Source organism: Variovorax sp. MPBD4-3, assembly GCF_058809745.1.
Window position 1 is genome coordinate 35,329 of record NZ_JBXASW010000008.1, and the last position, 19,773, is coordinate 55,101.

At 67.7% G+C, this 19,773-nt stretch carries 17 protein-coding genes and 1 pseudogene; 8 read left to right on the plus strand and 10 right to left on the minus strand.

Annotation, left to right across the window (positions count from 1 at the left end; translation table 11 throughout):
* Nucleotides 1–94: 94 nt before the first annotated feature.
* Entirely contained in the window at nucleotides 95–853 is a 759-nt protein-coding gene (locus tag AC1RVW_RS06855) for a 3-hydroxyacyl-CoA dehydrogenase (protein WP_237675241.1), read from the plus strand.
* Here AC1RVW_RS06855 and AC1RVW_RS06860 read toward each other — a convergent pair.
* On the minus strand, nucleotides 801–1,748 hold the full coding sequence (locus AC1RVW_RS06860; protein WP_081268641.1) for a YihY/virulence factor BrkB family protein: 948 nt from the start codon (nucleotides 1,746–1,748) through the stop codon (nucleotides 801–803). The two genes, AC1RVW_RS06855 and AC1RVW_RS06860, sit on opposite strands and share 53 nt — an antisense overlap.
* Before the next feature lie 82 nt (nucleotides 1,749–1,830).
* On the opposite strand from AC1RVW_RS06860, the gene dnaG reads away from it, so the two are divergent.
* Nucleotides 1,831–3,849: a DNA primase gene (dnaG, locus tag AC1RVW_RS06865; protein ID WP_493198860.1), complete on the plus strand. Its 2,019-nt coding sequence runs from the start codon at nucleotides 1,831–1,833 to the stop codon at nucleotides 3,847–3,849.
* A 123-nt stretch (nucleotides 3,850–3,972) separates the two neighbouring features.
* On the opposite strand, the gene AC1RVW_RS06870 is transcribed toward dnaG, so the two are convergent.
* On the minus strand, nucleotides 3,973–4,302 hold the full coding sequence (locus AC1RVW_RS06870; RefSeq protein ID WP_493198861.1) for a hypothetical protein: 330 nt from the start codon (nucleotides 4,300–4,302) through the stop codon (nucleotides 3,973–3,975).
* Between AC1RVW_RS06870 and rpoD the strand changes: the two genes are divergently transcribed.
* The 3 genes from rpoD (at nucleotide 4,295) to AC1RVW_RS06885 (ending at nucleotide 8,963) form a co-directional block, all read left to right on the plus strand.
* On the plus strand, nucleotides 4,295–6,478 hold the full coding sequence (gene rpoD, locus AC1RVW_RS06875) for an RNA polymerase sigma factor RpoD (RefSeq protein WP_493198863.1): 2,184 nt from the start codon (nucleotides 4,295–4,297) through the stop codon (nucleotides 6,476–6,478). The genes AC1RVW_RS06870 and rpoD overlap by 8 nt on opposite strands.
* Nucleotides 6,479–6,580: 102 nt before the next feature.
* Nucleotides 6,581–7,816, plus strand: a complete 1,236-nt coding sequence (locus AC1RVW_RS06880) for a multidrug effflux MFS transporter (protein ID WP_081268639.1) — start codon at nucleotides 6,581–6,583, stop codon at nucleotides 7,814–7,816.
* A 19-nt stretch (nucleotides 7,817–7,835) separates the two neighbouring features.
* A complete protein-coding gene (locus AC1RVW_RS06885) occupies nucleotides 7,836–8,963 on the plus strand; it encodes an HPP family protein (RefSeq protein ID WP_493198866.1) in 1,128 nt (375 codons plus the stop codon).
* A gap of 91 nt (nucleotides 8,964–9,054) precedes the next feature.
* Here the strand turns inward: AC1RVW_RS06885 and AC1RVW_RS06890 are convergent, their stop codons facing one another.
* Genes AC1RVW_RS06890 through AC1RVW_RS06900 form a run of 3 tightly spaced genes read right to left on the minus strand, consistent with a single transcriptional unit; the run spans nucleotide 9,055 to nucleotide 12,241 of the window.
* Nucleotides 9,055–10,044 carry a tripartite tricarboxylate transporter substrate binding protein gene (locus AC1RVW_RS06890; RefSeq protein WP_493198867.1) on the minus strand — a complete coding sequence of 330 codons (990 nt, stop codon included), beginning with the start codon at nucleotides 10,042–10,044 and terminating at the stop codon, nucleotides 9,055–9,057.
* 47 nt (nucleotides 10,045–10,091) lie between these two features.
* Nucleotides 10,092–11,297 (minus strand): CaiB/BaiF CoA transferase family protein, encoded by a 1,206-nt coding sequence (locus AC1RVW_RS06895; RefSeq protein ID WP_493198869.1) that lies wholly within the window; start codon nucleotides 11,295–11,297, stop codon nucleotides 10,092–10,094.
* Nucleotides 11,294–12,241 carry a hydroxymethylglutaryl-CoA lyase gene (locus AC1RVW_RS06900; protein WP_493198871.1) on the minus strand — a complete coding sequence of 316 codons (948 nt, stop codon included), beginning with the start codon at nucleotides 12,239–12,241 and terminating at the stop codon, nucleotides 11,294–11,296. Before AC1RVW_RS06900 ends, AC1RVW_RS06895 begins: the two co-directional genes overlap by 4 nt.
* A 110-nt stretch (nucleotides 12,242–12,351) precedes the next feature.
* Here AC1RVW_RS06900 and AC1RVW_RS06905 point away from each other — a divergent pair, with 110 nt between their 5' ends.
* The 3 genes and pseudogenes from AC1RVW_RS06905 (at nucleotide 12,352) to AC1RVW_RS06915 (ending at nucleotide 15,031) form a co-directional block, all read left to right on the plus strand.
* Nucleotides 12,352–13,254 carry a LysR family transcriptional regulator gene (locus AC1RVW_RS06905; RefSeq protein ID WP_081268634.1) on the plus strand — a complete coding sequence of 301 codons (903 nt, stop codon included), beginning with the start codon at nucleotides 12,352–12,354 and terminating at the stop codon, nucleotides 13,252–13,254.
* 140 nt (nucleotides 13,255–13,394) lie between these two features.
* A pseudogene (locus AC1RVW_RS06910) lies at nucleotides 13,395–14,297 on the plus strand (MBL fold metallo-hydrolase); the annotation flags it as partial.
* The gene (locus AC1RVW_RS06915; protein WP_493198873.1) at nucleotides 14,291–15,031 is read left to right on the plus strand and encodes a DsbA family protein; all 741 of its coding nucleotides are present in this window, start codon (nucleotides 14,291–14,293) and stop codon (nucleotides 15,029–15,031) included. The pseudogene AC1RVW_RS06910 and the gene AC1RVW_RS06915, both read left to right, overlap by 7 nt.
* A 7-nt stretch (nucleotides 15,032–15,038) precedes the next feature.
* Here AC1RVW_RS06915 and AC1RVW_RS06920 read toward each other — a convergent pair whose 3' ends face one another.
* The 5 genes from AC1RVW_RS06920 to AC1RVW_RS06940 form a co-directional block, all read right to left on the minus strand.
* Nucleotides 15,039–15,743 carry an ABC transporter ATP-binding protein gene (locus AC1RVW_RS06920; RefSeq protein ID WP_106933848.1) on the minus strand — a complete coding sequence of 235 codons (705 nt, stop codon included), beginning with the start codon at nucleotides 15,741–15,743 and terminating at the stop codon, nucleotides 15,039–15,041.
* Nucleotides 15,736–16,497 carry an ABC transporter ATP-binding protein gene (locus AC1RVW_RS06925; RefSeq protein ID WP_081268630.1) on the minus strand — a complete coding sequence of 254 codons (762 nt, stop codon included), beginning with the start codon at nucleotides 16,495–16,497 and terminating at the stop codon, nucleotides 15,736–15,738. The genes AC1RVW_RS06920 and AC1RVW_RS06925 overlap by 8 nt, the downstream gene beginning before the upstream one ends.
* Complete coding sequence (locus AC1RVW_RS06930) at nucleotides 16,494–17,492, minus strand: branched-chain amino acid ABC transporter permease (protein ID WP_285414467.1); 999 nt, start codon at nucleotides 17,490–17,492, stop codon at nucleotides 16,494–16,496. The genes AC1RVW_RS06925 and AC1RVW_RS06930 overlap by 4 nt, the downstream gene beginning before the upstream one ends.
* Nucleotides 17,493–18,365: a branched-chain amino acid ABC transporter permease gene (locus tag AC1RVW_RS06935; RefSeq protein ID WP_081268628.1), complete on the minus strand. Its 873-nt coding sequence runs from the start codon at nucleotides 18,363–18,365 to the stop codon at nucleotides 17,493–17,495.
* A 140-nt stretch (nucleotides 18,366–18,505) separates the two neighbouring features.
* Nucleotides 18,506–19,678, minus strand: coding sequence for an ABC transporter substrate-binding protein (locus AC1RVW_RS06940; RefSeq protein WP_285414466.1), 1,173 nt, complete (start codon nucleotides 19,676–19,678; stop codon nucleotides 18,506–18,508).
* Between the last annotated feature and the right edge of the window lie 95 nt (nucleotides 19,679–19,773).

The following is a 19,773-nucleotide window of genomic DNA, read 5'->3' on the forward strand; positions in this document are numbered from 1 at the left end:
CGGATCCAATTCAGGGCCTCATCTTCGGATGAGGCCTTTTTTTTGGCCTGGCGGGCGTCTTCGATAATGAAAGGCTTATCCCAGGAGACTTTTTATGCAGATCGACGGCAAGGTTTTTATCGTGACCGGTGGCGCTTCGGGCCTCGGCGAAGGCACGGCGCGCATGCTGGCCGCCAACGGCGGCAAGGTGGTCATCGCCGACATGCAGGCTGACAAGGGCGAAGCCGTTGCCAAGGAAATCGGCGGCGTGTTCGTCAAGTGCGACGTGAGCCAGGAAGCCGACGGCCAGGCCGTGGTGGCCGCCGCGCTCAAGCTCGGCAAGTTGGTCGGGCTGGTCAACTGCGCCGGCATCGCGCCGGCCGAGAAGACCGTGGGCAAGAACGGCCCGCACGCGCTGGCGGTGTTCAGCAAGACCGTCACGGTCAACCTGATCGGCAGCTTCAACATGATCCGCCTGGCGGCCGACGCCATGGGCAAGAACGAGCCCGAAGCCACCGGCGAGCGCGGTGTGCTGATTTCAACCGCCTCGGTCGCGGCCTACGACGGCCAGATCGGCCAGGCGGCCTACAGCGCCTCCAAGGGCGGCGTGGTCGGCATGACGCTGCCGATCGCCCGCGACCTCGCGCGCAGCGGCATCCGCAACATGACCATCGCCCCCGGCATCTTCGGCACGCCCATGCTGTTCGGCATGCCGCAGGAAGTGCAGGACGCCCTGGCCGCCAGCGTGCCCTTCCCTTCCCGCCTGGGCACGCCCGAGGACTACGCCAAGCTGGCAAAGCACATCATCGAGAACGACATGCTCAACGGCGAGGTGATTCGTCTGGACGGAGCGATTCGATTGGCTCCCCGCTGACCTCCGAGGCTGGCGGCTTGGTGCTGCCGGTGCGGTCCAGGCGCTCGTACTGCGCGATCACCTGGGCCCCCAGCAGCACCAGGGTGGCCGCAATCTCCAGGCTCAGCAGCACCACGATCGCCGTGGTGAGCGAGCCGTAGACCACGTTCACCTGCGACAGCGTCGAGAAGTACCAGATCAGCACGCGCCGCGTGGCCTCCCACAGCAGCGCGGCCGTCACGCCGCCCAGCAGCGCATGCCGCAGCGACATGCGCCCGGCCGGCATCACGAGGTAGAGCGAGGTCAGCATGAAGATCTCGCCGCCCAGCCCCAGCAGGTACAGCAGAAGCCCCGAAATGCCCGACAGCGACCAGCTGTGGCCCAACAGGTCGACGCTCTCCTGCCCCACCAGCTGCAGCGCGCCCGACACCAGCGTGACCAGCAGCAGCCCCACGCACAGGCACAGGATGTAGACGTACGGCATGGCCACCGACACGAGGAAATGGCGCTTGTGGGCGGCCTTGCGGTGGTGGAAGAACACCGCCATTGCGCTCTCGAGCACGCTGAAGGCCAGCGAGCTGAAGAAGATCATCGTCACCAGCAGCACCGGCCCGAGCACGTCGCGGTGGTCCAGGAAACTCGACAGCTCGGCCACGATGGCCTTCGACTGCCCCGGCAGCAGCCATTCGAGGTACCGCCCGATGGTGCGCAGCAATTCGGCCTGCTCGATGACGTGCGACAGCGCGATCACGCTCACGATCAGCAGCGGCACGATGGACAGGAGCGCGTAGTAAGCCACCGCGCCCGCGAGCAGCAGGCCCTGGTTGGCGCGGAATTCCTTCAGCGCTTCCCAGGCGAATCGCACGGGGTGGCGCAGCACGGGAGCAGCATGTTGCAAGGGGTTGGACATCGTCATGCGTGGATTTCGGTCGCGGCCAGTATGCCGCCCGGCCCCGGGCGTTCGGCGGCTTGCGTATGATTTGCCGCTCTTCGCCTACATGACCATCCCCGCTTCATTCATCCAGGAACTCATCGCGCGCGCCGATGTGGTCGAAATCGTCGGCCGCTATGTGCAGCTCAAGAAGGCCGGCGCCAATTTCATGGGCCTGTGCCCGTTCCACGGCGAGAAATCGCCCTCTTTCTCCGTCAGCCCGACCAAGCAGTTCTATCACTGCTTCGGCTGCGGGGTGCATGGCAACGCCATCGGCTTCCTGATGGAGCATGCGGGCATGGGCTTCGTCGAGGCGGTGCATGACCTGGCCGGGCAGTACGGCCTGCAGGTGCCCGAAGACGACGCCTCCCCCGCCGAGCGCGCCCGCGCGGCCAGCCAGCGCCAGAAGCAGGCGACGCTGACCGACGTGCTCGAAAAGGCCGGCGACGCCTACCGCAAGCACCTGCGCCAGGCGCCTGGCGCCATCGAATACCTGAAGGGCCGGGGCGTGTCCGGCGAAGTGGCCAAGCAGTTCGGCATCGGCTATGCGCCGGCCGGCTGGCGCGCGCTGGCCAGCGTGTTCCCCGACTACGACGACCCGCTGCTCGCCGAGAGCGGCCTGGTGATCGTCAACAACGAGGAAGGCAAGCTCAGCGAGGAGGAAGCCAAGCGCTACGACCGCTTCCGCGACCGCGTGATGTTCCCGATCCGCAACGTGAAGGGCGAATGCATCGGCTTCGGCGGCCGGGTGCTGGGCGACGAAAAGCCCAAGTACCTGAACTCGCCCGAGACGCCCGTGTTCAGCAAGGGCCGCGAGCTCTACGGCCTCTATGAAGCCCGCGCCGCCTTCCGCGACCGGGGCTACGCACTGGTCACCGAGGGCTACATGGACGTGGTGGCGCTGGCGCAGCTCGGCTTTCCGAATGCGGTGGCCACGCTGGGCACGGCCTGCACGAGCGAGCATGTGCAAAAGCTCTTCCGCTTCACCGAATCGGTGGTGTTCAGCTTCGACGGCGACGCCGCCGGCCGCCGCGCCGCGCGCAAGGCGCTCGACGGCGCGCTGCCCTACGCCACCGATGTGCGCAGCATCAAGTTCTTGTTCCTGCCGGCCGAGCACGACCCCGACAGCTTCATCCGCGAACACGGCGCCGAAGCCTTCGCCCGCTTCGTGGCCGAGGCCACCCCGCTGTCGCGCTTCATGCTCGAGGCCGCCCGCGAAGGCTGCGACCTGACCACCGCCGAAGGCCGCGCCCACATGACCAGCAACGTGCGCCCGCTCTGGAGCGCGATGCCAGACGGCGCGCTCAAGCGGCAGCTGCTGAGCGAGATCGCCACGCTGGTGCAGCTGGACGCGGCGGCGCTCTCGGAGCTGTGGGCCTCCACGCCCGGCCCGCGCAAGCCTGGCGGCGCCTCCGCCGGACAGCGCCACAACGAGCCGCCCATGTACACGGGCGGCGGCGACGACTACTACCCCGACATGCCGCCGCAGGACTACGAGCCGCCGCGCTATGAAAGCGATAGCAAGCCCAAGTTCCAGCCGCAGCGCAAGTTCACCAAGGGCAAGCGCTGGGGCGGCAAGTTCGAGGAACCCATCGAACCGCTGCGCGGCCGCGGCACCCCGCCCAGCCGGCCCGACGTGGCGGTGCGGCTGCTGCTGTCGAACATGGCGCAGTGGGAGGCGCTTTCGCACGAGCTGCACCTGATGCTGTGCGACCTGCCCGGCGCCCACGGCGCCCTCTTCACCTGGCTCGACAGCCAGCTGCACGAGCACGGCGTACAGCCCTGGGCGGCGCTGCGCGAGGGCCTGCGCGGGCTCGAATTCGAGCCGCTGGCCGAGCGGCTCATGGCCGTGTCCGAAGCCGGACCGGTGCCCGAGGGCGAGGAAGAACAGCACCTGGCAGACGCCGCCAAGGAGCTGACCAGCGTGCTCGACTTCATGCTCGACGACCGCCTGAAAGCCCAGCAGAGCGAGGCCATCGCGGCCGTGGGCAAGGACCCGAAGGCCCTGGAGCGCTACAAGGCGCTGGAGGCGCGCCGGCTCGAATTGCGCAACCGCCTGCGCCCGTCCGGTACAGAAAGTGCTTGAAATTTGCGCAACGCGCTATAATGTAGGGCTTCGCAACTGGCGAAATTAGGCAAGAGCGACAGCAGCACCTCCGGGCCGACCCCTAGCGCAACGCACTCCAACGGTAAATTCCGGCGGAAAGGGTCAATAACCGCAAGGACTGCACACCAAATGTTCGCCCGACATCTTGCCTGTTGAGGAATTACTTCCTCTTTCCCAATTGTTTTGTCCGTGCCTGTGCACGGGCGTGGTGGCGCTGTCTGCGTGACGGCGCGCCTGTGATTCCGCTTGTCTTTTCTTGCCGTAACGAGGTCGTATGCCCAGTTCAAAGAAGCCTGCTCCTTCACTTGCCAAAAGCGTCGCCACCACGCCCGCAGCAGAAAAACCGTTGAAAGCCGGCCAGTCGCCGGCAACTAAGACGGGTGCCGCCGCAACCAAATCGGCAGCCGCAACGAAAGTGAAAACCGTGCCCACGAAATCGACCTCTCTCGACGATCCCAAAAAAGCCGCCGCCCCCGCCGCCAAGAAAGTCGGGCGCCCGCCCAAGGCCGCCGGCGCCGCTGCCTCCACCGGCGCCAAGCGCGGCCGCAAGCCCAAGGCTGACAAGGACGCGCCCGAGAGCGACATCGACCTGTCGGACATCGAGGACGACCTGGCCGGCGACGAACCCGCGGCAGCCACGACCACCGAAGAGAAGGTCAAGCCGCTTCGAATGAAGATCAGCAAGGCGAAGGAACGCGCCTTGATGAAGGAGTTCGGCCTCGACGAGACCGTGCTCTCCGAAGAAGACCTGGCCAAGCGCCGCTCGCGCCTGAAGACCCTGATCACGCTGGGCAAGACCCGCGGCTACCTCACGCACGGCGAAATCTCCGACCACTTGCCCGACAAGCTGGTCGACGCCGAGACCATGGAAGTCGTGGTCACCATGCTCAACGACATGGGCGTGGCGGTGTACGAGCAGACGCCCGACGCCGAGACCCTGCTGCTGAACAACACCGCGCCCACCGCCACCACGGTGGAAGAAGCCGAGGAAGAAGCCGAAGCGGCCCTGTCCACGGTGGACAGCGAGTTCGGCCGCACCACCGACCCCGTGCGCATGTACATGCGCGAAATGGGCACGGTCGAGCTGCTGACCCGCGAAGGCGAAATCGAAATCGCCAAGCGCATCGAAGGCGGCCTGATGGCCATGATGGAAGCCATCTCGGCCTCCCCCGCCACCATCGCCGAAATCCTGCGCCTGGCCGCCGAGATCCGTGAAGGCAAGGTCGTCATCTCGACCATCGTCGACGGCTTCTCGAACCCCAACGAGGCCGACGACTACGTGGCCGAGGAAGACTTCGACGAATTCGACGAGGAAGACGACGACGACGGCAAGGGCGGCTCCAAGGCCCTGACCAAGAAGCTCGAGGAACTCAAGCGCGACGCGCTCGAGCGCTTCGACCGCATCGCCGCCCTGTTCGAGAAGGTCCACAAGATCTACGACAAGGAAGGCTACGGCACGCCGGCGTACGCCAAGGCCCAGCAGGCCATGTCGGACGAGCTGATGACCATCCGCTTCACCGCCCGCACCATCGAGAAGCTGTGCGACCTGGTGCGCACGCAGGTGGACGACGTCCGCAAGAAGGAACGCGAGCTGCGCCGCATCATCGTGGACAAGTGCGGCTTCCCGCAGGAAGAGTTCATCCGCGACTTCAGCGGCTTCGACAAGAACGGCAACGTCGTTCCGTCCAACCTGCTGAACCTCAAGTGGGTCGAGAAGCAGGCCGCCGCCGGCAAGCCGTGGAGCACGGTGCTCGGGCGCAACATCCCGCCGGTGCAGGAACTGCAGCAGAAGCTCGCCGACATCCAGTCGCGCGTGGTGGTGCCGCTCACGCAGCTCAAGGACATCAACAAGCGCATGAACGAAGGCGAGTCTTCTTCGCGCGATGCCAAGAAGGAAATGATCGAGGCCAACCTGCGCCTCGTGATCTCCATCGCCAAGAAGTACACCAACCGCGGCCTGCAGTTCCTGGACCTGATCCAGGAAGGCAACATCGGCCTGATGAAGGCGGTCGACAAGTTCGAATACCGTCGCGGCTACAAATTCTCGACCTATGCGACGTGGTGGATCCGCCAGGCCATCACCCGCTCGATCGCCGACCAGGCGCGCACCATCCGCATCCCGGTGCACATGATCGAGACGATCAACAAGATGAACCGCATTTCGCGCCAGCACTTGCAGGAGTTCGGCTTCGAGCCCGACGCCGGCATCCTGGCCGCGAAGATGGAGATCCCGGAAGACAAGATCCGCAAGATCATGAAGATCGCCAAGGAGCCGATCTCGATGGAAACCCCCATCGGCGACGACGACGATTCGCACCTGGGCGATTTCATCGAGGACAGCAGCAACACGGCGCCCATCGAAGCCGCCATGCAGGCCGGCCTGCGCGACGTGGTCAAGGACATCCTCGACTCGCTCACGCCGCGCGAAGCCAAGGTGCTGCGCATGCGCTTCGGCATCGAAATGTCGACCGACCACACGCTGGAAGAAGTCGGCAAGCAGTTCGACGTGACCCGCGAGCGCATCCGCCAGATCGAAGCCAAGGCGCTGCGCAAGCTGAAGCACCCGAGCCGTTCGGACAAGCTGCGCAGCTTCATCGACACCCTGTAATCCGGGTTCGCTGAAGCCAAAGCGCCCGCCTTGCCCCTCATACGGGCGGCGGGCGTTCTCTTTTTCGTAGACAGACAACAAGTACAACGGAGCTGCCTTTCCATGAATCCCGATGCAGACAAACTCTGGCAGGCCCCGCGCTGGGCGCTTGCCGTGCTGCTCGCCGTGCTGGGCATGCTCGGGCCCTTCTCGATCGACACCTACATCCCGGCGTTCTCCGGCATCGCGCAGTCGATCGGCGCCACGCCTGCAGAGATGCAGCAGACGCTCTCGGCCTACCTGTTCGGCTTCGCGTTCATGAACCTGTTCCACGGCGCGCTGTCGGACAGCTTCGGGCGCCGCCCGGTGGTGCTGTGGGGCCTGGCGGTGTTCACGCTGGCGTCGCTGGGCTGTGCGCTGTCGCAGAACATCACGCAGCTGGTGCTGTTCCGCGGACTGCAGGGACTGTCGACCGGAGCGGGCATCGTGGTCTCGCGCGCGGTGATCCGCGACATGTTCCCGCCCGCCGAGGCGCAGCGGGTGATGAGCCAGGTCACGATCTACTTCGGCGTGGCGCCGGCCATCGCGCCCATCGTGGGCGGCTTCCTGTTCGTGCACGCGGGCTGGCATGCGGTGTTCTGGTTCCTGGTGGCGGTGGGCGTGGTGCTGTTCACGGCCAACTACAAGCTGCTGCCCGAGACACTGCACAAGGACCACCGCCAGCCCTTCCAGGTGCGCCACCTGATGCGCGGCTACTGGGACCTGTGCTCCGACCCGCGCTTCCTGCTGCTGGCCTTTGCCAGCGGTGTGCCCTTCAACGGCATGTTCCTCTACGTGCTGGCCGCGCCCGCGTTCCTCGGCGACCACCTCGCGCTGCAGCCGCAGCAGTTCTTCTGGTTCTTCCTGCTGACCATCGGCGGCATCATGCTCGGCGCGCGCGCCAGCGGGCGCATGGCGGGCAAGGTGGCGCCCAAGCGGCAGATCCGCGACGGCTTTCTCATCATGCTGGTCACCTCGGTGGTCAACGTGGTAGCCAACACCTTCTTCCAGGCGCACGTGGCATGGGCGCTGTGGCCGCTGGCGGTGTTCGCCTTCGGCTGGGCGCTGATGGTGCCGGTGGTCACGCTGCTGGTGCTCGATTTGCACCCCGAGCGCCGCGGCATGGCCTCGTCGCTGCAGGCGGTGATCGGCTCCACCGCCAACGGCATCGTGGCCGGCGCGGTGGCGCCGCTGGTGATGCACTCCACGCTCGCGCTGGCGCTGACCTCCATGGCCATGCTCGCCATCGGACTCGTCGCCTGGGTGTGGCTGCACGGCCGATGGCCCGAGATCGGGCGCATGGTGGCGCACGAAGGCTGAGCAGGCAGCGCACGCTCCTATGCGGTTCGACGCCCTGCTGGCCCACGCGCGCGCCTGGCTGCCGGCACGCACCACCGTCGATGCGCGCGAACGTCTGCGCGCAGTGGCCGGCGCGGGCCTCGGCCTGCTGGCGGCGGCGCTGCTGTCGCACTGGCTGGCAGGTCCGCTGCACGCAAGCGTCTGGCTGATCGCGCCGCTGGGCGCCAGCGCGGTGCTGGTGTTCGCGGTGCCGGCCAGCCCGCTGGCGCAGCCCTGGCCGGTGATCGGCGGCAACACGCTGTCGGCGGTGGTGGGCATCGCCTGCGCCAGCTGGATTCCCGAGCCGACCATCGCCGCAGCCGTGGCCGTGGCACTGGCCGTCGCGCTCATGTTCGGCGCGCGCTGCCTGCACCCGCCCGGCGGCGCCGCGGCGCTGCTCGCGGTGCTGACGCACACCACGCATTTCTCGTCCGCGCTGTTTCCCTTCTTCACCAACTCGCTGCTGCTGGTGCTGGCGGGCGTTCTCTACAACACCCTCACCGGCCGGCGCTATCCGCATGTGCAGGTCGCGCGCCCGCCGGCCGCCGACGCGCGTTTCAGCCAGGCCGACATCGACGCCGTGCTGGCCCGCTACAACCAGGTGCTGGACATCAGCCGCGACGACCTCGAATCGTTGATCCAGCAGACCGAGCTGGAGTCGTACAAGCGCCGCCTCGGCACGCTGCATTGCGCCGACATCATGTCGCGCGAGCCCGTCTCGGTGGAGTTCGGCACGCCGCTGCAGGAGGCCTGGGCGCTGATGCACGAACGCCGCATCAAGGCCCTGCCGGTCACGGACCGCACGCGCCGCGTGGTCGGCATCGTCACGCAGGCCGACTTCTTCCGCCAGCTCGACCTGCAGCACCACGACGGCATCGCGGGCAGGCTGCGCGAGCTGATCCGTGCCACGCGCACCGTGATGTCGAACAAGCCCGAAGTGGTCGGCCAGATCATGACGCGCCAGGTGCGCGTGGCCAGCGCCGACCGGCCGGTGGTCGACCTGGTGCCGCTGTTCTCCGAAGGCGGGCATCACCACATCCCGATCATCGACGACGAGAAGCGCCTGACGGGAATGATCACGCAGTCGGATTTCGTGCGGGCGCTCTACCGCGCGGTCGGTCCGGCCTAGGCCCTGATGCATTGCCCAAAGCGGCGCCCATTGCAGACGCTCTGCCTGCCCCCATCCCAGCCTTCCCCCGGAAGGGGAAGGAGCGAATCCTTCATTCCAGGACGACGTTCGCCTTCTTCACCAGCGCCGCGTATCGCGCCGCCTCGCTGCGGAAATACGCCGCGGCCTGCGCGGGCGTGGTGGGCTTGATGGCGTTGCCCTGCTTGTCCATTGCCTCTTTCACCTCGGCGCTGGTAAAGGCCGCCGCCACCGCGTCGTGCACACGCTGCACGTCGGCAGCCTGCATCTTCGCCGGCCCGATCACCGCGAACCAGCCTTCGACCGCGTAGTTGGGCAGCCCCTGCTCCGCGATGGTCGCGATGTCCGGCGCGGCCGGCGAACGCGTGGCGCCGCACAGGCCGATGGCGCGCAGCGCGCCGCTCTTGATGTGCGGCTGCACCGCTGGCAACGACACCACGCCCATCTCGACCTGCCCGCCGATCATGTCCGTGACCATCGGGCCCGTGCCCTTGTACGGGATGTGCCGCGCCTTCACGCCGGCCTCGTCCATGAACATCTCGCCGGCCAGGTGAATGATGGTGCCGTTGCCCGACGACGCGTAGTTGTAGCCGCCGGGCTTGGCGCGCAGCAGCGCGATCAGCTCCTGCACGTTCTTTGCGGGCAGCTTCGGGTTGGCCACCAACACGAGCGGCGTGGCGCCCACCACGCTGATCGGCGTGATGTCGGTGATCGCGTCGAATGGCATCTTCTTGAACACCGCCGGGTTGATGACGTGGTTGTTCGACACCATGCCCAGCGTGAGCCCGTCGGGCGCGGCCTTGACGATGGCCGCCGCGCCGGTGATGCCGCCGGCGCCCGGCAGGTTCTCGATCACCACGGGCTGGCCGAAGGCCTTGCCGAGCGCGGGCGCCGCCGCGCGCACGATGGTGTCGACGCCGGAGCCGGCGCTGATCGGCAGGATGAAGCGGATCGGCTTGTCCGAGCCCTGCGCGAGCGCCGGGCATGCGGCCACCGCCGCGGCGCAGGCGCCGAGGCCCAGCACCGAACGGCGGTTCATCGGGAGGAATGTCTTGTCGCTCATGGCTTTGTCTCTCTTTATGGTTTTGAAAATTCGCGCCGGCGCGTGGATCAGGCCACCGCCGAGCCCGCAAGCAGTTCATCGACCTGCTCGCGCGCATAGCCCAGCTCGGCCAGCAGTTCGCGGGTGTGCTCGCCCAGCGTCGGCGGGTGCATGCGCACGCCCAGGCGCTCGCCGCCGAGCGTGATCGGGAACAGCGTGGTCTGCGCCATTTCGCCGGCACGCTCGCCGTCCGGCAGGCGGATGTCCACGAGGCCGCCGGTGGCCTGGAGGTGCGGATCGGCATAGAGGTCTTCGGGCCGCGTGATCGGCGCGAAAGGCAGGCCGTTGGCCTCGAAGATGGCCGACAGTTCCGACGCCGAACGCCCGGCCAGCCGCTCGCGCAAGTCGGCCAGCAAGGTGGGCCGCGCACGCACGCGCTCGTTGTTCGTCTGCAGGGCGGCGTCGGCCTTCAGGTCGTCGAAGCCCAGCGCGTCGCAGAACGTCTTCCATTGCGCGTCGCTCACCGCGGCCAGGAAGATCTGCTCGCCGTCTTTCACCGTGAACACGTCGTACAGCGCCCACGCCGAGATGCGTTCGGGCATCGGCGCGGCGGCCTGGCCGGTGATGGCGTACTGCAGCATGTGCTGGCCGACCAGGAACACGTTGTTCTCGAACAGCGCGGACTGCACTTCCTGCCCCTTGCCGGTCTCGGCGCGCTGCATCAGCGCGGCAATGGCGCCGATGGCGCCGAACATGCCGCCCATGATGTCGTTCACGCTGGTGCCTGCGCGCAGCGGATCGCCCGGGCGCCCGGTCATGTAGGCCAGCCCGCCCATCATCTGCACCACCTCGTCGAGCGCGGTGCGGTGCTCGTAGGGGCCGGGCAGGAAGCCGGTGTGGTTGACGTACACGAGGCGCGGGTTCAGCTTGCCGAGCGCGGCGTAGCCCAGGCCGTGCTTGTCCATGGTGCCGGGCTTGAAGTTCTGCGCCACCACGTCGGCCGTGGCGCACAGGCGCAGCGCGGCTTCCAGCCCCTGGGGGTTGCGCAGGTCGAGCGCGATGCTCTTCTTGTTGCGGTTGAACATGGGAAAGAAGCCCGCGCCCGCGCCCAGCAGGTGCCGGGTGCGGTCGCCCTCGATCGGCTCGACCTTGATGACTTCCGCCCCCAGGTCCGCGAGCACCATGCCGCAGGTCGGGCCCATGACCATGTGGGTGAACTCGACCACGCGGATGCCCGCGAGCGGCAGGCGCTTCTTTTCTTCGGCGGCGCTCATGCGGCGACTCCCTCGGCCACGGCAAAGGTCTTGGGAAAACCCGCGCGCCATACCGTGCCCTGCAGCGTTTCGCCATCGAGCCAGCCCGCCACGCGGCGGCGCAGGTCGAGCAGTTTCGGCAGGTCGACGCCGGTCTCGACGCCCATGCTCTGGAGCATGAACACCAGGTCCTCCGTGTCGACGTTGCCGCTGGCGCCGGGCGCGTGCGGGCAGCCGCCGATGCCGGCCAGGCAGGCGTCGAAACGCGTGATGCCGACCTCCAGCGCCGCATACGCGTTCGCGAGCCCCATGCCGCGGGTGTCGTGGAAATGGCCGCACCACAGCCGGTCTCCCGCGATGCGCAGCGCGCGCTCGAACAGGCTGCGCACCATCGCCGGATCGGCATAGCCGACGGTGTCGGCCAGGCTCACGCGGTCGGCGCCGGCGTCGAGCAGCGCCTGCATCAGCCGCAGCACTTCGTCGGGATCGACACGGCCCTGCAGCGTGCAGCCGAAGGCCGTGCCCACGCCGCCGTCGATCAGCGTCTTCGACCCCGCCGCATCGCGTGCCGCGCGGATGCGGCCGACCTCGGCCACCACTTCGTCCGGCGTCTTGCGCAGGTTGGCAAGGCTGTGCGCATGGCTGGCCGACAGCGGCACGATCATCAGGTCAGCCTCGCCCGCGATGGCACGCTCGGCGCCCTTGAGGTTGGGCACCAGCACCGAGGCGAACAGGCCCGGCAGCGTCTTCGCATAAGCCAGCAGTTCGGCGGTGTCGGCCAGTTGCGGCAGCAGGTGCGCCGGCACGAAAGAGCCGACTTCGATCTCGCGCTGGCCGGCCGCATGGGCGTCGCGGATCCATTCGAGCTTGCGTTCGGTGGGCAGCACGCGGGCGATGCTCTGGAGGCCGTCGCGCAGGCCCACTTCGCGGACGACCGCGCGGGGCGGCAGGAAGGCGTGAATCAAGACTTTGTCTCCGTCGTGAGGGTATGGGCCGGATGTTAGAAGTTCCGATTCGATCCAGAAGGTATATTTTGGAAGCGATTCGCTTCCAAACTGGAACATCTTGAGACACCATGCGCGACCTCGACCTGACCACCCTCCGCCTCTTCGTCTCCGTCTGCGAAACGCACAGCATCGCGCGCGCGGGCGAGCAGGCCAGCATCGTCGGCTCGGCCATCAGCAAGCGGCTGGCGCAGCTTGAAGAGGCGGTGGGCACGCCGCTGCTGCTGCGCAAGCGACGCGGCGTGGTGCCGACGCCGGCCGGCGAGACCCTGCTGGAGCACGCCCGCGCCATGCTCGGCAGCGTGAACCGCATCGAGCGTGACATGGCCGCCTATGCCGGCGGCGCGCGCGGGCATGTGCGCATCCTGGCTTCGGCGTCGGTCATGGCCGAATCGCTGGCGGAAGACGTGGCCGGCTTCCTGCAGAACCCGGCGCACCGCAACATCCGCGTCGACATGGAGGAGCGCGTGAGCCCGGAGATCGTGCGCGGCATCCGCGAAGGCATTGCCTCCATCGGCCTGTGCTGGGACGCGGCCGACCTCGAAGGCCTGCAGCGGCGCAGCTACCGCGCCGACCACCTGGCCATCGTCGCGCATCCGTCGCACCCGGTGGCGCAACACGCGCAGGTGCGCTTCGAGGACGTGCTCGACCATGAATTCGTCGGCATGCCCGCGCTCAGCGCGGTGCAGCTGATGCTGGCGCGCGAGGCGGCGGTGGCGGGCAAGCCGCTGGTGCACCGGGTGCTGGTGTCGAACTTCGACGCCGCGCTGCGCGTGGTGCGGGCCGGGCTGGCGATCAGCGTGGTGCCGGCGGAAGTGGCGCGGCCCTTCACCGATGCCTACGGCCTGCGGCTGATGCCGCTGACCGATGCCTGGGCGCGCCGGCGGTTCGCGATCTGCTTCAGGGACGAGGCCACACTGTCGCCCTCGGCGCAGTTGCTGGTGGCGCATCTGCAGCGCTGCGCGACGGACTAATAAGGGCGCCGGGATTCCGATTCGACCGGAATCGGAAACGATTCATTGCGGTTCGTCGGGTTTTTGTTTCGGTTCACGCAACCTAACATTCGAAACATCAGCGCTGTCACACCCCTCACCGCACACAGAAAGATCGCACCATGTTCCGCAGAGCCCTACTCTCCGCCGCCGCCCTCGCCACTACCCTGAGCCTCGCCCCGCTGGCCGCGCAGGCCGCAACGGCCGCCCGACCGCTCAAGCTCGACGTCTACAACCCGGGCGCAAAGTCGATGTTCCCGGTCTCCTCGGAGATCGTGACCGGCCAGACCGACGCCGTGCTGATCGACGCGCAGTTCCAGCGCAACGACGCCGAGGCGCTGGTGCAGAAGATCAAGGCCACGGGCAAGAAGCTCACCACGGTCTACATCAGCCACAGCGACCCCGACTACTACTTCGGCCTCGACGTGATCCACGCCGCCTTCCCCGACGCGAAGATCGTCGCCACGCCGCAGACGGTGGCTGCCATCCAGGCGTCGAAGGACGGCAAGCTCGCGCACTGGGGCCCGATCCTGAAGGACAACGCGCCCAGGTCGCTGGTGGTGCCCGAGGCGCTGTCCGGCGACAGCCTCGAACTCGAAGGCCGCAAGATCCAGGTCGTCGGCCTCGACGGCCCCACGCCCGAGCGCAGCTTCGCGTGGATTCCCTCGCTGAAGGCGGTGGTCGGCGGCATCCCCGTGTCGGCCAACATCCATGTGTGGGTGGCCGACACGCAAACGCCCGAATCGCGCCGCGACTGGCTCAAGACGCTGGACCGCATCCAGGCCCTGCACCCCAAGACGGTGGTGCCCGGCCACTACCTGCCGAATGCCGACGGCTCGGCGCCGTACACCATCGCGTCGGTGAAATTCACGCGCGGCTACCTCAAGGCTTTCGAGACCGAGGCTGCCAAGGCCCAGGACTCGGCCGCGCTCATCGCCGCGATGAAGAAGCGCTACCCGAAACTGGAAGACGCCTCGTCGCTGGAACTCGGCGCCAAGGTCTTCAAGGGAGAAATGAAATGGCCGCAATGAACGCAGCAACCGACCAAGGCACCACCCTGCACTACATCTTCGACCCGCTGTGCGGCTGGTGCTACGCCGCCGCGCCGCTGGTCGACGCGGCGCGCGGCGTACCCGGCCTGAGGGTCGAGTTCCACGGCGGCGGCATGATGACCGGCGCCAACCGCCGCCAGATCACGCCCCAGTGGCGCGACTATGTGCTGCCGCACGACCACCGCATCGCCGAGATGACGGGCCAACCCTTCGGCGAGAACTACTTCGAAGGCCTGCTGCGCGACACCGGCGCGGTGATGGACTCCGAACCGCCGACCACCGCCGTACTCGCGGCCGAATCGCTGCGCGACGGCGGCGGGCTGGACATGGCGCATCGCCTGCAGCAAGCGCACTACGTGGAAGGCCGGCGCATCGCCGACGTGGGAGTGCTGAAGGCACTGGCGGCCGAACTCGGTCTCGGCGCCGAGGCTTTCGCCGCGGCATTCGATCGCCTCGCGGGCGCGCCGACTGCGCAGCACATTGCCGAGAGCCGGCAATTCCTGCAGCGCGCGGGCGGGCAGGGTTTTCCGACCTTCGTGCTGACGCAGGCCGACGGCCGCGCGGGCCGCATCGACATCGGCCCCTGGCTGGGCCGCGCCGAAGACTGGAAGGCGCAGCTCGCCGCGCTGGTCGCGGCGTCTCAGCCCGCCGCCACCCACACCGCCGCGACGCCGCCGGTGTGCGGCCCCGACGGCTGCGCGATCTGAAGAGGCTTCAGCGCGCGACGCCCAGCAGCCGGTCCAGCACCTGCGGTTGGGCGCGCAGCGCCGCGGCCGAGTCGGTGTGCACGATGGTGCCGTGGTCCAGCACCACCGCCTCGTCGGAAATCGCGAGGATCGCCTGCGGATGCTGCTCCACGATGATCGCGGCCAGCCCCTCGTCCTGCGTGATGCGGCGGATGGCGCGCAGCAGCTCTTCCACGATGATGGGCGCGAGCCCCTCGAGCGGCTCGTCGAGCAGCAGCAGCCTGGGGTTGAGCACCAGCGCGCGGCCCACGGCCAGCATCTGCTGCTCGCCGCCGGAGAGCTGCGTGCCCAGGTTGGTCTTGCGCTCGGCAAGACGCGGGAACATCTCGTAGACGCGCTGGGTGTTCCACTTGCCGGGCCGCTCCACGGCGGTGAGGTTCTCGTGCACCGTGAGCGACTTGAAGATGTTGCGCTCCTGCGGCACCCAGCCGATGCCGGCCGCCGCGCGCTGGTGCGGCGCCAGCTTGTGCAGCGCCTGGCCGCCCAGCGCGATGCTGCCGCCGTGCTGGCGCGTCGCGCCCGCCAGCGTGTTGATCAGCGTGGTCTTGCCGGTGCCGTTGCGGCCCAGCAGCGCCAGCGTCTGGCCTTCGCCCAGCGTGAACGCCACGTCGTGCAGCACCACGGCCTCGCCGTAGCCGGCGCTCAGGTTTTCTATTCGCAGCAGCTCAGACATGGGCAGCTTCTCCGTGGCCCAGATAGACCTCTTTCACCTTGGGATCGTTGGCGATGGTTTCGGGGTCGCCCTCGGTCAGCAGCGTGCCGTTGACCAGCACGGTCATGCGGTCGGCAAAGCTGAACACCAGGTCCATGTCGTGCTCGATCAGCAGCACCGACACGTCGGCCGGCAGCGCGGCCACGGTCTGCAGCAGCTCTTCGCGCTCGCCGGCGGGCACGCCCGCCACCGGCTCGTCGAGCAGCAGCACGCGCGGCTCGCAGGCCAGGGCGATCGCGATTTCCAGCAGGCGGCGCTTGCCGTAGGCCAGGTGCTTCACCTGCTGGCGGGCCACGTCGCTCAGGTGGAACTGCTCGAGCAGTTGAGTCGCGCGTTCGACGATCGCCTTGCTGGAGCCGAGCGGCCGCCACCACTGCGCACCCGCGCCCTGGTGCTGCGACACCACCAGCGCCAGCGTTTCCAGCGGCGTCATCGAGTCGAAAAGCTGGTTGATCTGGAATGTGCGCACCAGGCCGCGCGCCACGCGCTTGTGCGGCGCGAGCTTCGTGATGTCTTCGCCTAGCAGCGTGATGCGGCCTTCGGTCGGCGTGAGCACGCCCGTCAGCTGGTTGATGAGCGTGGTCTTGCCCGCGCCGTTGGGGCCGATCAGCGCATGGCGGGCGCCGCGCTTGAGCTCCATCGTCACGTTGTTGGTGGCAGTGATGCCGCCGAAGCGCATCACGAGGCCGTGGGTGGAGAGCACGGTGTCGCTCATGCCGCACCGCCCTTCTTCCTGCCGGCGCCGAACCACGTCCAGGGTTTCAGCAGGCGGTCGCGGCCCACCAGCACCAGCAGCACCAGGATCAGGCCGATCCAGAACATCCAGTACTGCGGCGTCACCGCCGACAGCCAGGTCTGCAGGAGCTTGAAGACGATGGCGCCCGCCACCCCGCCGTAGAGCCAGCCCACGCCGCCGATCACCAGCATCAGCAGCACGTCGGCCGAGCGGTCGAAGGCCAGCACGTCGAGCGATGCGAAGCCGGTGGTCTGCGCCAGCAGCGCGCCCGCCGCGCCGGCCACGCCGGCCGCCACGGTGTAGACCGTGACCAGGCGCGGCACCACCGGGATGCCGATGGCCATCGCGCGCAGCCGGTTGTCGCGGATCGCCTTCAGCGTGGCGCCGAACGGCGAATGCACGAGCCGGCGCATCAGCAGGAACAGCACCAGCATCACGGCCAGCGAATACCAGGCCGCCGTGCGGCCGTACAGGTCGAAGTCGAACATGCCGAGCACCGGGCCCATCACCACGCCCTGCAGGCCGTCGGCGCCGCCGGTCAGCCAGTCGAGCTTGTTCGCCAGTTCGAGCAGCAGCAGCGCCGTGCCCAGGGTGACCATCAGCCGCGTGAGGTCGCTGCCGCGCAGGATGGTCACGCTCGCCACCAGGCCCAGCAACGCCGACAGCACGACGGCGAACAGAAGGCCCACGGTCGGGTCGGGCATCACCAGCTTGGCGAACAGCGCCGCCGCATACGCGCCGAAGCCGAAGAAGGCGGCATGGCCCAGCGACACGATGCCGGTGTAGCCCAGGATCAGGTCGAGCGACATCGCGAACAGCGCGACGATGGCGATCTCGTTGACCAGCAGCGAATGCGAAGGCATGACCAGCGGCAGCGCGAAGGCCACGGCCCAGGCCACGAACTCGAGCGGATGCCAGCGCGCCTTGCGCAGCAGGGCCGACTGGAAATCGGCGGCGGAAGAAGGAGCGCTCATTCAGCGGCCCCCCTTGCGCGTGAACAGGCCCTGTGGGCGCCACATCAGGATCAGGATCATCAGCAGGTAGACGGTGAACGCACCCATCTTCGGAATGAAGTACTTGCCCGCCACGTCGGCAATGCCGAGCAGCAGCGCGGCCGCCAGCGGCCCGGTGATCGACGAGGTGCCGCCGACCGAAACCACGATCAGGAAATAGATCATGTACTTGAGCGGGAAGGTCGGGTCGAGCCCGAGGATCTCGGCGCCCAGCGCGCCGCCCAACCCCGCGAGGCCCGAGCCCACGGCAAAGGTCAGCAGGAACACGATGTTCACGTTGATGCCCAGCCCCGCCGCCACGCGCGGGTCGTCGACCGCCGCGCGCAGCCGGCTGCCGAAGCGCGTCTTCGACAGGATGAGCTGCAGCACCACCGTCAGCACCGCGCAGACCGCGATGATGAAGAGCCGGTAGTGCCCCATGCCCAGCAGCAGCGCGCCGTCGCCGATCTCGGTGCGCCCGCGCAGCCATTCGGGCAACTGCACGTTCTGTTGAGAAGAGCCGACGAAGTAGTCGACGGCGGCCACCGCCATGAAGGCCAGGCCGATGGAAAAGAGCACCTGGTCCAGGTGCGGCTTGCCGTACATCGGCCGGTAGAGCGTGCGTTCCAGCAAGGCTCCGGCCAGCGCGACGACGATGAACGCCAGCGGCAGGCAGGCCAGGAACGGCACGCCCAGCTTCTGCATGGCAAACACCGTGAGATATCCGCCGGCCATGGCAAAGGCGCCGTGCGCGAGGTTGATGAAGTTCATCAGCCCGAGCGTCACGGCCAGCCCCACGGCGAGCACGAAGAGCAGCATGCCGTAGGCGATGCCGTCGAAAAGAATGGTCAACATGTCAGCTACTCAAACACTTGCCGCGCCTCGCGGTCTCTTCGGGAAACACCGAGGAACCGGCTTCGCCGGGCCTCGGGTGTTGCCCCCGGTAGGGGGAAGGCGAAGCGACACGAAGTGCGCGCAGCCTGGGGGCGAGCCCTTTACTTGGCTTTGCCGGGGTCCTTGACGCTCTTGATCACGTCGAATTCGACGTTGTAGAGTTGGCCGTCCTTCTTCTCGACCTTGCGCAGGTACACGTCCTGCACGATGTCGCGCGTCTGCGCGTCGATCAGCACCTGGCCGCGCGGGCTCTCGAAGACCTGGCCCTTCATGGCCGCCAGCAGCGCTTCGCCGCCGCCCTGGCCCTTGGTGGCCTTGAGCGCTTCGTAGATCACGCGCATGCCGTCATAGCCGCCCACGGCCATGAAGTTGGGGCGCATCTTCGGGTTGGCCTTCTCGAAGGCCTCGACGAACTTCTTGTTCATTGCCGACGGGTGCGCGGCCGAGTAGTGGTGCGAGGTGACCACGCCCAGCGCGCCGTCGCCCATGTCGTTGAGTTGATCGTCGTCCGTCACGTCGCCGGTGGCGATCATCTTGATGCCGGCCTTGTCCATGCCGCGCTCCAGGAACTGCTTCATGACGGCAGCGCCCGCGCCCGAGGGCACGAAGACGAACAGCGCGTCGGGCTTCGCGTCGCGCACCTTCTGCAGGAACGGGGCGAAGTCGGGGTTGCGCAGCGGCACGCGCAGCTTCTCGATCACCTTGCCGCCGTTGAGCTGGAAGCGCTCGCTGAAGAACTTCTCGGCGTCGTTGCCCGGGCCGTAGTCGGCCACCAGCGTGACGACCGTCTTCACGCCGTTCTTCGGCGCCCAGTCGCCCATGGCCACCGACACCTGCGGCAGCGTGAAGCTCGAACGGATGATGTAGGGCGATGCCTCGGTGATGCTCGACGTGGCGGCGGCCATCACGACTTCGGGCGTCTTCGACTGGGTGGCGATGGGCGCCACGGCCAGGGCCAGGGGCGTCAGGCCGAAGCCGGCCAGCACGTTGACCTTGTCGTTCACCACCAATTCCTGCGCCAGGCGCTTGGTGACGTCGGGCAGGCCGGTGTCGTCCTTGACGATCAGCTCGACTTTCTTGCCGGCCACGGTGTCGCCGTTCTGGGCCATGTACAGGCGCGCGGCGGCTTCGATCTGGCGGCCGGTGGACGCCGACTGGCCCGTCATCGGCAGGATCAGGCCGATCTTGAACTTGTTGTCCTGGGCGCTGGCCAGCGACATTGAAAGCGCGAGCGCCGACAGGGCTGCGGTCTGGATGAGATGGCGTCTTTGCATGTTTTTTCCTTCAGGGACGGAACTCGAAACCGGGGCTATTTTCAACACTTTGCAACAAAGGGCGCAGCAGGCATTCACCTACCCCGCCTCATGAG